10 protein-coding genes are annotated in these 14,333 nt (G+C 45.9%); 5 read left to right on the top strand and 5 right to left on the bottom strand.

Features of this window, described 5'->3' with window-relative positions; translation table 11 throughout:
- Positions 1-60: 60 nt before the first annotated feature.
- The 5 genes from VA249_RS11475 (at position 61) to VA249_RS11495 (ending at position 8,655) form a co-directional block, all read left to right on the top strand.
- Entirely contained in the window at positions 61-1,800 is a 1,740-nt protein-coding gene (locus tag VA249_RS11475) for a glycoside hydrolase family 9 protein (RefSeq protein ID WP_221068062.1), read from the top strand.
- A gap of 2 nt (positions 1,801-1,802) precedes the next feature.
- Positions 1,803-2,699 carry a glucosamine kinase nucleotide-binding domain-containing protein gene (locus tag VA249_RS11480; protein WP_221068063.1) on the top strand — a complete coding sequence of 299 codons (897 nt, stop codon included), beginning with the start codon at positions 1,803-1,805 and terminating at the stop codon, positions 2,697-2,699.
- A gap of 2 nt (positions 2,700-2,701) precedes the next feature.
- Positions 2,702-4,621: a beta-N-acetylhexosaminidase gene (locus VA249_RS11485; protein WP_221068064.1), complete on the top strand. Its 1,920-nt coding sequence runs from the start codon at positions 2,702-2,704 to the stop codon at positions 4,619-4,621.
- Between the two features lie 86 nt (positions 4,622-4,707).
- Complete coding sequence (locus VA249_RS11490; RefSeq protein ID WP_221068065.1) at positions 4,708-7,116, top strand: glycoside hydrolase family 94 protein; 2,409 nt, start codon at positions 4,708-4,710, stop codon at positions 7,114-7,116.
- 126 nt (positions 7,117-7,242) lie between these two features.
- Complete coding sequence (locus tag VA249_RS11495; protein WP_221068066.1) at positions 7,243-8,655, top strand: phosphoglucomutase/phosphomannomutase family protein; 1,413 nt, start codon at positions 7,243-7,245, stop codon at positions 8,653-8,655.
- A gap of 99 nt (positions 8,656-8,754) precedes the next feature.
- On the opposite strand, the gene VA249_RS11500 is transcribed toward VA249_RS11495, so the two are convergent.
- The 5 genes from VA249_RS11500 to VA249_RS11520 form a co-directional block, all read right to left on the bottom strand.
- Complete coding sequence (locus VA249_RS11500; protein ID WP_221068067.1) at positions 8,755-9,786, bottom strand: ABC transporter ATP-binding protein; 1,032 nt, start codon at positions 9,784-9,786, stop codon at positions 8,755-8,757.
- The gene (locus VA249_RS11505) at positions 9,786-11,411 is read right to left on the bottom strand and encodes an ABC transporter permease (protein WP_221068068.1); all 1,626 of its coding nucleotides are present in this window, start codon (positions 11,409-11,411) and stop codon (positions 9,786-9,788) included. The genes VA249_RS11500 and VA249_RS11505 overlap by 1 nt, the downstream gene beginning before the upstream one ends.
- 99 nt (positions 11,412-11,510) lie before the next feature.
- Positions 11,511-12,524: a Fe(3+) ABC transporter substrate-binding protein gene (locus tag VA249_RS11510; protein WP_221068069.1), complete on the bottom strand. Its 1,014-nt coding sequence runs from the start codon at positions 12,522-12,524 to the stop codon at positions 11,511-11,513.
- Between the two features lie 153 nt (positions 12,525-12,677).
- Positions 12,678-13,907, bottom strand: coding sequence for an ammonium transporter (locus VA249_RS11515; RefSeq protein ID WP_221068070.1), 1,230 nt, complete (start codon positions 13,905-13,907; stop codon positions 12,678-12,680).
- 25 nt (positions 13,908-13,932) lie between these two features.
- Positions 13,933-14,271 carry a P-II family nitrogen regulator gene (locus tag VA249_RS11520; RefSeq protein ID WP_005439398.1) on the bottom strand — a complete coding sequence of 113 codons (339 nt, stop codon included), beginning with the start codon at positions 14,269-14,271 and terminating at the stop codon, positions 13,933-13,935.
- Between the last annotated feature and the right edge of the window lie 62 nt (positions 14,272-14,333).

A 14,333-nucleotide genomic window follows, 5' to 3' on the forward strand; every position in this document is an offset into this window, starting at 1 on the left:
GGGTCAGGCTAAACCTGACCCACTTCTTCTTTGTATTATTTGTTCCCCTGGAGAAATTGAATGCTGCTACTGACTAACCACATTGGTTATGAGCGTCTAGGCCCTAAGAAAGCGGTCATCCAGACGAGCCGATCACGTCTGTCTTCTTATACTGCTTTATTGGTTTGTGCCAATAGTCATCAAACGGTTGCGACTCTAACGGTTGAGAAGCAAGGCAAAGTAGCGAACTGGCATCAAGGTCATTTCTACCTCATCGACTTTTCTTCATTTAACACTCCAGGTAACTATTATCTTCGTTTCGATCATTTACGCTCATCTCACTTTGAGATCGGTGAACATATTCTCCTCGATCACACTCTGTCTGATGTGATCCACTACTTTAAATCCCAGCGCTGTGGCGGTATTTTCGATCAACAAGATCATCAAGCCCCACTGCTAAATTCAAACGAAACTGCCGATGTTCACGGCGGTTGGTATGACGCTTCTGGCGATGTCAGCAAATATCTTAGTCACTTGTCCTATGCGAACTACCTGAACCCACAGCAAACCCCAATGGTGGTTTGGAATATGTTGAAAGGGTTGTCTCTACTAAAAGACAACGAGAAACTGGCTAAATTCACTGCAACACGTCTTATCGAAGAGGCTCTGTTCGGTGCAGATTTTCTTGTTCGTATGCAAAACGAAAAAGGTTTCTTCTACATGACGGTGTTCGACAAGTGGAGTAAAGACACTACCCAACGCGAAATCTGCGCTTATGAAACCCAGTTAGGCCACAAATTTGATGATTACCAAGCAGGTTATCGCCAAGGTGCAGGCATTAGCATTGCAGCATTAGCATCAGCCGCTCGTTTAGATGCTCACGGTGAGTTTGACCAACAAAAATATCGTAATGCCGCAGAAAACGGCTATTGGCATCTAAAAGAGTGCAACACCCAATACTTAAACGATGGTGAAGAGAACATCATTGATGAATACTGTGCGCTTCTTGCCGCTGTAGAGCTATTCAAGACCACCAAAGAGGCGCGTTACCTAGATGAAAGCCGCGTATGGGCAAAACGTCTTTCAACTCGCCAAACAAGTGATGAGAACATTCAACACTTTTGGAGTGCTAATCAAGATGGCAGTCGACCTTACTTCCATGCAGCAGAAGCGGGGCTTCCCGTTATCGCACTATGTGAATACTTAACCATCGAAGACGACTCTGAGCGCGCATCGGTAGTCAAACAAATCATTACTCTAGCGTGTGAATTTGAAGTCTCTATCACCAACAAAGTGACCAACCCATTTGGCTACCCTCGCCAATACGTAAAAGGCGTAGATGAAGCGAAACGTGATGCGTTCTTTGTGGCACACAACAATGAGTCTGGATACTGGTGGCAAGGTGAGAATGCCCGCCTAGGTTCACTGGCAACCATGGCTTATGTGGCGCAACCACACGTTGTATCAGATCAATTAAAACAACAGCTCTCAGCTCTTGCTCAAGATTCGATTAACTGGATTGTTGGTCTAAACCCATACGACATGTGTATGTTGGACGGCCATGGGCGCAACAACCCAGACTACCTCCCTCAATACGGCTTCTTCAACGCTAAAGGCGGTGTGTGCAATGGCATCACTGCAGGCTTTGAAGACGAAGAGGACATCGCCTTTAATCCACCAGCACAGAAAGACGACATGCTTCAAAACTGGCGCTGGGGTGAACAGTGGATCCCGCATGGGGCATGGTATCTATTAGCAATAATGAGCCAAGCTCAGCACATTTCCATGCTTGCTGATTCTAACGCATTCGAGGAGCAATAATCATGGGGATGTATTTTGTTGGAATCGACGGCGGAGGCACGTCATGTCGTGCCCGCATCAAAGATGCTCAAGGCACCGTCATTGGCGAAGCGAAAAGCGGCAGCGCAAACATCATGTTAGGCGCGGAAATCGCAATGGCGTCGATTATTGAATCTATTGCTTCTGCAGCAGAACAAGGCGGCCTGACTCAATCCGATTTTTCTTCTATGCATGTAGGTTTAGCGCTAGCAGGCGCAGAACATAAAACCTCCTGGCAAGCATTCATGGCTTTAGAGCACCCATTCGCCAGCATGACACTCAATACCGATGCCTATGGTGCGTGCATCGGCGCCCACAATGGTAAGGATGGCGCAATCATGATTGCAGGAACCGGCTCTTGTGGCATTTACCTGAAAGGACTTGAGCAGCATGTTGTTGGCGGTCGTGAATTTCCAATCTCGGATCAAGGTGGCGGTGCCGTTATGGGGCTACGTCTAATTCAACAAGTTTTACTTGCAGAAGATGGCATTCGTGAAAAAACACCGTTAACAACGCACGTAATGGCACATTTTAAAAATGATATCGACAACATAGTCGCTTGGTCTAAAACAGCATTGCCACGAGACTATGGTCAGTTTTCCCCTGCAGTTTTCCAACACGCAGAACAAGGCGATACGTTGGCGATAGAAATGCTCAAACAAACCGCAGCAGATATTGAAATGTTCTTAGTCGCTCTCAATAAACGCGGTGCAACGCGCATTTGCTTGATGGGCAGTATCGCAGAGCGAATTTTGCGCTGGCTATCTCCGCCAGTTCAACACTGGGTGGTTGAGCCCGAATTTGATGCCATCGATGGGGCAATTATGTTTGCTGGCAAACCAGAACATAACCTTTACTCGGTTAATGTTGAGCAGGAGTGAATATGGAATATCGAGTTGATCTAGTCGTCCTATCTGAACAAAAACAAAACTGCCGCTTTGGTCTGACTTTTCATAACTTAAGTGATCAAGACCTCGTTCAGTGGGGTTTAACTCTTGCGTTTGATCGTTACATTCTTCCGGGCAGTGTTTCAAACGGCCAGTTAACACAAATTGGCAGTTTCTGTACTCTCAAACCCGAGAGACAAGTACTTGAAGCAAACCATCATTATTACTGCGAATTTAGTATTGGTTCGAATCCTTTCCGCTATTACTCTGATGGCTTCAATGAAGCAACCGTCGATTTTATCGTTGATGGTCAATCACAACGTGCAAACGTTGATGTCACGCCTATCGTTTTAGCATCACCATACAAAGAGCGCTGCGATATTCCGCCAAGTGATTCTCATGCACAACCACTATTGCCAAAACCAAATCATATCGAAATCAATGATCATTCATTTCGTTTTGATGAGCAAGTTGGCATTGCAACCTACACCGATTTAGCTAGCACCGCAAAAGAGTGGTTACTGGAAGAGCTTAAACGAATTCACCAATTTGAAATCGCGTCATCGAATAGCGGAAAGATCTTATTTAAGAGCAATCCAACGCTTGATGAGGGAGCATACAAACTCAAAGTGACACAAGCCTCTATTAAGATCGAAGCGGGATCTTCATCTGGATTTACCCACGCATGTGCAACGTTATTACAACTCATCAAGCGCGATGAAGAAAGCAATACCATGGATGCAGTGTGCTGCACAATTAAAGACAGTCCTCGTTTTCGATACCGTGGCATGATGCTCGACTGCGCGCGACACTTCCATTCAATAGAGCAAGTGAAACGCTTGATCAATTTACTGGCGCATTACAAGTTTAACACGTTCCATTGGCACCTCACTGACGATGAGGGCTGGCGCATCGAAATCAAATCACTACCTCAGCTTACCGATGTTGGTGCATGGCGTGGCGTTGGTGAAACTCTCGAACCACAATACACGCATTTATCTCAGCGCTACGGCGGCTTCTATACGCAAGAAGAAATCAAAGATGTTATCGCGTTTGCCGAACAACGTGGCATTACGATCATTCCTGAAATTGACGTTCCTGGGCACTGTCGCGCGGCGATCAAGTCGCTACCTCACCTGTTGGTTGAAGCAGACGACACCACCGAATACCGTAGCATTCAGCACTATAACGACAACGTTATCAATCCTGCTCTACCGGGCAGCTATGAATTTATCGACAAGGTATTGGAAGAAGTAGCGGTATTGTTCCCTGCACCTTATGTGCATATTGGAGCTGATGAAGTGCCACATGGCGTTTGGTCAAAGAGCCCCGCTTGCCAAGCCCTAATGGCGCAATTGGGTTACACCGACTACAAAGAGCTGCAAGGTCACTTCCTGCGTCATGCAGAAGATAAACTGCGCAAACTGGGTAAACGCATGCTGGGTTGGGAAGAAGCTCAACACGGCAACAAGGTCAGCAAAGATACCGTTATTTACTCATGGTTAAGCGAAGAAGCGGCATTGAACTGTGCTCGCCAAGGCTTTGATGTGGTGCTGCAACCAGCACAAACCACTTATTTGGATATGACCCAAGACTACGCACCAGAAGAGCCTGGCGTCGATTGGGCAAACCCGTTGCCATTAGAAAAGGCATACAACTACGAACCGTTAGCGGAAATCCCTGCTGACGACCCAATCAGAAAACGCATTTGGGGCATTCAAACCGCTCTATGGTGCGAAATCATCAACAACCCATCGCGCATGGACTACATGATTTTCCCTCGCCTGACGGCTATGGCAGAAGCATGTTGGACTGAAAAACAACACCGCGATTGGACTGACTATTTATCACGTTTGAAAGGACACCTACCTCTGCTCGACTTGCAGGGCGTAAATTACCGTAAACCGTGGAAGTAATATCAGTGTGATGCCAACACATCACGCTTTAAAAGATTATAAATTTTTTGACTGCAGGTGCAGTTTAGTAAAAAGGAAATACATCAATGAAATACGGCTATTTCGATAACGAGAATCGTGAATACGTCATCACTCGCCCTGACGTACCAGCGCCTTGGACTAACTACCTAGGCACTGAAAAGTTCTGTACGGTTATCTCACATAACGCGGGTGGTTACTCGTTCTACAACTCTCCAGAATACAACCGTGTTACTAAGTTCCGTCCGAATGCTACGTTTGATCGCCCTGGACATTATGTTTACCTGCGTGATGATGAGACGGGTGATTACTGGTCAATTTCATGGCAACCAGTCGCAAAAAGCCTTGATGAAGCAAGCTACGAAGTTCGTCATGGTTTGTCATACTCGAAATTTAAATGTGACTACAATGGTATCGAAGCAACGAAAACGCTATTCGTACCAAAAGGCGAAGACGCGGAAATTTGGGATGTTGTGATTAAGAACACCTCTGACAAGCCACGTACGATCAGCGCATTCTCATTTGTTGAGTTCTCGTTCAGCCACATTCAATCTGATAACCAGAACCATCAGATGTCGCTGTACTCAGCTGGTACGTCATACAACGAAGGCGTGATTGAATACGACCTATACTACAACACCAACGATTTCGAAGGCTTTTACTACCTAGCGTCAACGTTTGACCCAGATTCATACGACGGTCAGCGCGACAGCTTCCTAGGTCTATACCGTGATGAAGCCAACCCACTAGCGGTAGAACAAGGTAAGTGCTTCAACACCGCGCAAACGTGTTACAACCACTGTGGGTCTCTGCACAAGCAATTCACCATCCAACCAGGTGAAGAAGTTCGTTTTGCTTACATTCTAGGTATCGGTAAAGGCAACGGTGACCGTCTACGTGCTAAGTACCAAGACCTTGCAGAAGTCGACAATGCATTTGCGGGTATTAAAGCACACTGGGATGAGCGTTGTGGCAAGTTCCAAGTGAAATCACCAAACGAAGGGTTAGACACCATGATCAATGCTTGGACGCTATACCAAGCCGAAACGTGTGTGGTGTGGTCTCGCTTTGCTTCATTTATCGAAGTGGGCGGTCGTACTGGTCTTGGTTACCGCGATACAGCGCAAGATGCGATCTCAGTTCCTCACGCTAACCCAGCAATGACGCGCAAACGCATCGTTGACCTACTGCGTGGCCAAGTGAAAGCGGGTTACGGTCTACACCTATTCGATCCAGATTGGTTCGATCCTGAGAAAGCCGATGTTAAACCATCAAAATCACCAACAGTTGTTCCTACTCCGTCTGATGAAGACAAGATTCACGGTATCGAAGACACATGTTCGGATGACCACCTATGGCTAGTCCCAACCATCTGTAAGTACGTGATGGAAACGGGTGAACATAGCTTCTTCGACGAAGTGATCCCTTACGCAGATGGTGGCGATGCAACGGTTTATGACCACATGAAAGCGGCGCTAGACTTCTCTGCTGAATACGTGGGTCAAACCGGTATCTGTAAAGGTTTGCGCGCAGACTGGAACGACTGTCTAAACCTAGGTGGTGGCGAATCGTCAATGGTGTCGTTCCTGCACTTCTGGGCACTGCAAGAGTTCATCGACCTAGCGAAATACCTAGGCAAAGAAGCCGATGTTGAGAAATATACTGAAATGGCAGCTAACGTTCGCGAGGCGTGTGAAACGCACCTTTGGGACGATGAGGGTGGTTGGTACATCCGTGGTCTGACAAAGAATGGCGACAAGATCGGTACAGCGCAACAAGCGGAAGGCCGAGTACACCTTGAGTCAAACACGCTTGCGGTACTTTCAGGTGCGGTATCTCAAGAGCGCGGTGAGAAAGCGATGGACGCAGTCGATGAGAACCTGTTCTCTGAATACGGCCTGCACCTAAACTCACCATCATTCGCAACACCAAACGATGACATCGGTTTCGTAACTCGCGTTTACCAAGGCGTAAAAGAGAACGGCGCTATCTTCTCACATCCAAACCCATGGGCTTGGGTAGCAGAAGCAAAATTGGGTCGTGGTGACCGTGCAATGAAGTTCTACGACGCACTGAACCCATACAACCAGAACGACATCATCGAAAAACGTATTGCAGAACCTTACTCATACGTGCAGTTCATCATGGGGCGTGACCACCAAGACCACGGTCGTGCAAACCACCCATGGTTAACAGGTACCTCTGGTTGGGCTTACTTCGCCGTAACCAACTTTATCCTTGGTGTGCGTACCGGCTTCGATGGTCTTACTATCGATCCATGTATCCCAACGAACTGGCCAGGCTTCGAAGTGACTCGTCAATGGTTAGGTGCAACGTACAACATCAAAGTCGTAAACCCTGATTCAGTAAGCAAAGGCGTTAAGTCGATTACCGTAAACGGTGAAGCTGTAAGTGGTGCATCTGTACCAGTTCAAGCGGAAGGTTCAATAAACGAAGTTATCGTAACTCTGGGTTAATCATCTTTTGGGAGAGTATTTCTCCCCCTTTTGATTTGTCCGATGCACTTAAGTTTGATAAGTGCATCGGTTCGCTAGCAAAGATTTGAGAAGCGGTGGGATGCCGCTCTTATCGAGGATCGAATTATGATCAAATTTGGTACTGGTGGCTGGCGTGCATTTATCGGTGAGGAGTTCACCAAAGATAATGTACGTTTAGTTGCTCAAGCAGTGGCAAACATTACCAACAACGAATCCGTCGCGGATCGCGGCTTTGTTATCGGCTATGACCGTCGCTTTCTTTCTGACAAAGCAGGTCGTTGGTTTGCAGAGGTTCTTGCAGCAAACGGCATCGCGGTGAGCTTTATCGACAAGTTTGTTCCAACCCCTATCGTGATGTTTCAAGCTAAAGAGATGAACTGTGCTTATTCTGCTTGTATTACGGCTTCACACAACCCTGCTGATTACAACGGCATAAAAGTGTTCATCGAAGGTGGCCGTGATGCAGACGAAATCATCACACAAAAGATCGAAACTCAAATTGCGACACTCACCGCGCAAGATGTGAAAAGTGTCGATTTTGATCAAGCCGTTGAAGATAAGCAAATCAACATCATTAACCCAATGAATGCATTTGTCGATTCAATCATCGACTTCATCGATATTGAAGCGATCAAGCGCGCGAATCTACGTGTTCTCATCGACCCTATGTTTGGTGTGGCGAAAAATGCGCTGCAAACCGTGCTGATCAATGGTCGCTGTGAAGTTGATGTCATCAACGATGGTAAAAACCCGGATTTTGGTGGCTTAATGCCATCACCAAGCGCAGCAACACTCTATCGCCTAATGCACCTTGTCGAACAAGAGGGTTATGACATTGGTATCGGAACCGATGGTGACGCAGACCGTTTAGGTATTATCGACGAAAAGGGCCACTTTATTCACCCAAATGAAGTGCTACTTCTACTTTACTACTACTTACTAGAGTACAAAGGTTGGAAAGGCTCTGTCGTACGTAACATCGCAACCACGCACCTACTCGATAAAGTCGCAGCCGATCACGGTGAAAAGTGCTTTGAAGTACCCGTAGGCTTTAAGCACATCAGTTCGCAAATGGAAGCGGATGACTCACTGATCGGTGGTGAAAGCTCTGGTGGTTTAACGATACGCGGCCATATCAAAGGTAAAGATGGCGTATTCGCATCAAGCTTATTGGTAGAAATGATTTCCGTCACTGGCAAGAAATTATCTGAGTTACTGGACGAAATCTACGGCAAGTACGGCTATGCCTACATGGCAGAGGGCGATTGCAAGTTCAAACCTGCACAAAAAGAAATACTGTTCAATAAGATTTATGTTGAAAAGCAGTTGCCTGAGTTTGAGTTTGAAATTGAAAAAGTCAGCTACGAAGATGGTGCGAAAGTGTACTTCAAGAATGGCGGTTGGATTATTGCGCGCTTCTCAGGTACTGAGCCACTGCTACGAATTTTTGCAGAAATGCAAGATAAGGACACTGCGGAACGTGTTCTTCAACAGTTTAAAGACTTCTTGTCTTTATAACTGGCCTTGTGCCTGTCCAAGCACAAACCTATAGGTGAAGAACACTTGCCCGGCATGACTGCCGGGCCTTTTTATCTCTTTTCGCTACTGAGTTGTTGATTAAGCAAATGCCAACACTCCTTGGGTTTCTACTTTCACCGTCACATTATCACCGACATTAAGCGCTTGAGCGGAAGTCGCCAATAAACGGTCACCATTCACATCAATAATGTAACGGCAGTGATCACCCATAAAGTGCTGTTCTAACACTTTGACTGCACTTTCACTATCCGCTTCAATTTGGACATGCTGTGGACGAAGTAACAAAGAACATTCCGCACCAATTAGAATCTCTTGCTGCGTATTCGCTTCTATCACTCCAAGCTGCGTTTCGAATTCGCTGTCAGAAATACGTTTGGCAGCCAAATAACTTCCACCACCTAAAAAATCGGCAACAAACTTACTCGATGGCTGATAGTAAAGCTCTGAAGCCGTTCCATACTGTTCGATCACACCTCGATTCATAACGGCCATTTTGTCGGCAAACGCAAACGCCTCTTCACGACTGTGCGTAACAAAAATTGCAGTAACACCCTGTTCTTTAAAGATCTTTCTAATCTCACCGATCAGCTCGTGACGAACTTGGGTATCAATATTAGAAAACGGCTCATCTAGCAACAGTAAATCTGGCTTATAAGCAAGCGAACGAGCAATCGCCACACGCTGCTGCTGACCACCAGACAGCTGATGAGGGTAACGATCGCCGTAGCCTTTTAGGTGAACCAAACCCAACATCTCTTCTACTTTGAGTAACTTCTGTTGAGCGCTTTCATTTTTTAGGCCAAAGGCAATGTTCTCTGCCACCGTCAAGTGAGGAAACAGTGCATAATCTTGAAAGATCATACCGATGTTACGTTGCTCGGGTGGCAGCCAATTTTCACCGTCATCAATCGTGACACCGTTTAAACTCATTTGTCCTGAGCTCAGAGGCAACAAACCCGCTATTGCCTTAAGTAGAGTTGTTTTACCACACCCACTCGCACCAAGTAGGCAAACAATCTGGCCTTGTTCCACTTCAAGAGACAATGATTCAAGTACTGTTTGAGCGTCATACTGACAAGTTAAGTTTTGAATAGATAATGCGCAGCTCATCAGTGATTTTGCTCCAGTGAACGATTTACAACAACAAGCGGGATCAACCCAACAAGAACCAGTAATACAGCCGGCAGAGCAGCAAGCTCTAAATGCTCGTCCGAGGCAAAGTTATATACATACGTCGCCAAGGTTTCAAAGTTAAATGGACGCAACAACAGTGCAGCATTAAGCTCTTTCATCGACTCAATAAACACTAATAATCCGGCGATCAATGCACCGCGTTTTACCAATGGGAAATGCACTCGCCATAACATGGTATTCGGCGTACAGCCCATGGTTCGAGAGGCCATGTCTAATGATGGAGAAATCTTATTCAAGTTGCTTTCCACGCTGCCAATGGCGACTGCAGAGAAACGCACCACCATAGCGAAGATCAACGCAAACATTGAGCCAGAGAAAATCAGCCCAGGTCTGCTCCACTCCATCGCTTTAGCAAAATCGTTCACACGGTGATCCATAAACAACACCGCCACCATCACGCCGATCGCAAGTACCGTTCCCGGAACCGCATACCCCATAGAGGATAAACGCATAAATGCCAAACTCGAACGACCACCGTTAACTCGCTGGCTAAAATTCACAATCAAGGCAATTGCAACACCAATGATTGCAGCCACGATTGACACCACCAAGCTGTTCCATGCATATTCACGGAATTCTGGTGTCCAACTCTGAGCAAAGTAAGTAATAGCGTAATCAATTAACTGTAACAGTGGGAAAACAAACGCGACAGCAACCAAACCCCAACACCAAATCAACGCCCCCCATTTCTGCCAACCTTTTAACTCATAACGAAACTCTTCATGGCTGTTAAATTGACTTTGGAAAAGCTTCTGTTTACGGCGACTGTAGCGTTCCGCGCTGAGCAGAAGCACAACCACCATCAACATCATTGCTGAAATCTTCGCCGCTGCATTTAAGTTTGAGTAACCAAGCCAGGTATCGTAAACCGCGGTTGTCAGCGTATTCACCGCAAAGTAACTGACTGTTCCGAAATCACCAATGGTTTCCATCGCGACAAGAGACAAGCCAACCGCGATAGATGGTCGAACTAAGGGTAACGAAATACGCCAAAAGCTTTCCCAAGGAGAACACTTTAGTAGGCGAGCACTTTGCAGCAAGGAAACGTTCTGTTCCATAAATGCTGCACGACACAGCAGGTAAACATATGGGTAAAGAACCAGAGAAAGAACAAAAGTTGCACCACTTAAAGTTCGAATATCTGGGAACCAATAGTCGCCAGGCCCCCAACCCGTTATATCACGTAAAAAGATTTGAATCGGTCCGGCAAAATCAAACCAATCCGTAAAGATATAGCCAATGATATAACCTGGCATGGCAAGCGGTAGAACCAAGGCCCACTGCAACCACTTCTCAGTTGGCAATTTACACATCGCCATAAACCAAGCACTTGGAATACCGAGAATCAAAGAAAGGAACATCACACCCGCTGTCAGTGCAACAGTGTTATAGATATAGGTTGGCATGACCGTCGACATCAAATGTGCAAACAAGTCATCCGTCTCGCCAATGGCGGTATAGAAGATCGCTAAGATCGGCAAAACCAGTAACAAGGTGATAGCCCCACTACTGGTTTTCCATAGAGAATGTTTATTCTTCATTGCCTAAATACTGCAAGGCTTTATGAAACACAAATGCAGGTGCAAATACATCTCATATCCTTTAATCAAATGGGGGTATAGTTATACCCCCACATGGAATTAAAGGTCAAATTTCACTTCATCTAGCAACTTAATTGCCGCTTCATGATTTGCTGCAATATCGTCTAGAGAAATCTTATCCGCGGAGAAGTCACCCCAAGACTCCACAAGCTCAGAACGCTTAACGCTTTCTTTTACTGGGTACTCGTAGTTTACTTCTGCGTACATTTGCTGCGCTTTGTCACCCGTTAGGAATTCCATTAGCTTCACAGCGTTGTCTTTGTTTGGAGAGAATTTCGCCATCGCCATACCAGAGATGTTTACGTGCGTACCTGTAGTCTCTTGGTTAGGGAAGTTGATATATACCGCATCAGCCCAAGCTTTTTGCTCTTTGTCGTTAACCATCTTACCTAGGTAGTAGCTGTTACCTAGAGAAACGTCACACAAGCCTTCTTTGATTGCTTTAACTTGAGCACGGTCGTTACCTTGAGGCTTACGAGCTAGGTTCGCTTTTACGCCTTCTAGCCATTCTTTTGTCTCTGCTTCACCGTGGTGTGCAATCATTGAAGATACTAGAGATACGTTGTAAGGGTGCTTACCGCTACGAGTACAGATTTTGCCTTTAAATTCTGGCTTCGCTAGATCCGCGTAGTTGAAGTCGTTACCTAGTTTGCCAACACGGTCACGTGAAGAGTAAACGTTACGAGTACGTAGAGTCAGAGCAAACCACTCGTTCTCTTTATCTTGGTACTGTGCAGGTACGTTTTCTTCGATGATTTTGCTGTCTACCTTTTGAACAAGACCTTTGTTCGTCAGTTCCGCTAGACGGCTAATATCTGTAGTAAGGATTACGTCAGCTGGGCTGTATTCGCCCTCCTGAGCCAACTTCTCTGCTAGACCTTTTTTCGCAAACTTCACATTTACTTTAATACCCGTTTCTTTAGTGAACTCGTTGAACATAGGCTCAACTAGAAAAGGTTGACGGTAAGAGTAGACGTTCACTTCTTCAGCAGCCATTGCTGTTGGAGCCAGAGTAGCGCAAGTAATCGCTGAAAGAGTTAGCAGTTTTTTCATTGGTTAATCCCTTGTCATGCTAATGATAACGTTTATCAGTTGCGTTATTATATGCATGTTCAACAAGAAAACAATGATGTGACACAAAAAAACCTGCTCTTTCGAGCAGGTTGTTGAACGTTTGGTTTGTAACTAATTGTTTCAATATGTCCGCTATTTTACAGTAACGAACTCTGGGTAAGCGCCAACACCACAGTCATGCATATCCATCCCTTCCATCTCTTCGTCTTCCGAAACTCGAATGCCAATGGTTACTTTTAAGATTGCCCATACCACTAGGCTTGCACCAAATACCCAAGCAAAGATAACTGCTGCACCTAGAAGCTGTGCACCAAACGTTGCATCACCATTACTCAGTGGTACTACCATCAGACCAAAGAAACCACACACACCGTGAACAGAGATAGCGCCTACTGGGTCATCAACCTTAATCTTGTCTAGACCAATGATGCTGAATACCACTAGTGCACCAGATACCGCACCAATTGCCACAGCATAAAGCGGTGATGGTGATAGAGGGTCAGCCGTGATTGCAACAAGACCTGCAAGCGCACCGTTCAGAATCATCGTTAGATCCGCTTTACCCCACGTTGTTTTACATACGAATAGTGCTGCAATTGCACCTGCCGCTGCCGCTGCGTTAGTGTTCAAGAAAATTTGACCTACTGCTGTCGCATTCTCAAAGTCAGAAACCATGAGTTGAGAGCCGCCGTTGAAACCGAACCAACCAAACCAAAGGATGAACGTACCCAATGTAGCGAGAGGCATATTTGAACCTGGAATTGGGTAAATTTCGCCATTTTTGCCGTATTTACCTTTACGCGCACCCAGTAATAGTACGCCCGCTAATGCTGCTGAAGCACCGGCCATGTGTACGATACCTGAGCCTGCGAAGTCACTAAAGCCTGCTTCTGATAGGAAACCACCGCCCCACGTCCAGTAACCTTCCATTGGGTAGATGAACGCCGTCAACACAGCAGAGAAGATAAGGAAAGACCAAAGCTTCATACGCTCTGCAACCGCACCAGAAACCACTGACATTGCTGTTGCAACAAATACTACTTGGAAGAAGAAGTCCGACTCTAAAGAGTGGTCTGCACCTTCACCTTGTGTGCCAATTAATGTACCAAATGATGGTAACCAGCCGCCTTCGCCATTATCAACGTACATAATGTTGTAGCCGACCAATAGGAACATGGTACAAGCGATTGCATAAAGACAGATGTTTTTAGTTAGTATTTCTGTTGTGTTTTTAGAGCGAACTAAGCCCGCTTCTAACATGGCAAAGCCTGCTGCCATCCACATGACCAACGCACCAGAAATGAGGAAGAAAAAGGTGTCGAGTGCGTAACGTAATTCGGTTACCGTAGTTGTTAATTCCATGATAATTCTCCAATCCCTTGAATTCTTAAAGTGCTTCTGCGTCCATTTCACCAGTACGAATACGTACCGCTTGGTTTAGGTCGTAGACAAAAATCTTACCATCACCAATTTTGCCGGTTTGAGCCGCTTTAGTGATGGCTTCAACCACGCGTTCCACATTGTCTGCATGGGTTGCAATTTCTAGTTTTACTTTTGGTAGAAAGTCGACTTGATACTCCGCGCCACGGTATAGCTCCGTGTGACCTTTCTGACGACCAAAACCTTTCACCTCTGATACTGTCATCCCTTCAATACCAACATCAGCCAATGCTTCACGTACATCGTCTAACTTAAAAGGTTTTATAATGGCATTAATGATTTTCATTGACTCTTCTCCGCAGCTTTCATCCTGAAACAGTTTTATTAATCCAAGCGGCGTGCCAACTT

Origin of the sequence: Vibrio alfacsensis (assembly GCF_019670485.1) — a bacterium.
GTDB lineage: Bacteria > Pseudomonadota > Gammaproteobacteria > Enterobacterales > Vibrionaceae > Vibrio > Vibrio alfacsensis.

What these genes read in the sequence shown, in the direction of transcription:
- VA249_RS11475 (WP_221068062.1), top strand. Translation starts at nt 61, where the DNA reads ATGCTGCTACTGACTAACCACATTGGTTATGAGCGTCTAGGCCCTAAG.
- VA249_RS11480 (WP_221068063.1), top strand. Translation starts at nt 1,803, where the DNA reads ATGGGGATGTATTTTGTTGGAATCGACGGCGGAGGCACGTCATGTCGT.
- VA249_RS11485 (WP_221068064.1), top strand. Translation starts at nt 2,702, where the DNA reads ATGGAATATCGAGTTGATCTAGTCGTCCTATCTGAACAAAAACAAAAC.
- VA249_RS11490 (WP_221068065.1), top strand. Translation starts at nt 4,708, where the DNA reads ATGAAATACGGCTATTTCGATAACGAGAATCGTGAATACGTCATCACT.
- VA249_RS11495 (WP_221068066.1), top strand. Translation starts at nt 7,243, where the DNA reads ATGATCAAATTTGGTACTGGTGGCTGGCGTGCATTTATCGGTGAGGAG.
- VA249_RS11500 (WP_221068067.1), bottom strand. Translation starts at nt 9,786, where the DNA reads ATGAGCTGCGCATTATCTATTCAAAACTTAACTTGTCAGTATGACGCT.
- VA249_RS11505 (WP_221068068.1), bottom strand. Translation starts at nt 11,411, where the DNA reads ATGAAGAATAAACATTCTCTATGGAAAACCAGTAGTGGGGCTATCACC.
- VA249_RS11510 (WP_221068069.1), bottom strand. Translation starts at nt 12,524, where the DNA reads ATGAAAAAACTGCTAACTCTTTCAGCGATTACTTGCGCTACTCTGGCT.
- VA249_RS11515 (WP_221068070.1), bottom strand. Translation starts at nt 13,907, where the DNA reads ATGGAATTAACAACTACGGTAACCGAATTACGTTACGCACTCGACACC.
- VA249_RS11520 (WP_005439398.1), bottom strand. Translation starts at nt 14,271, where the DNA reads ATGAAAATCATTAATGCCATTATAAAACCTTTTAAGTTAGACGATGTA.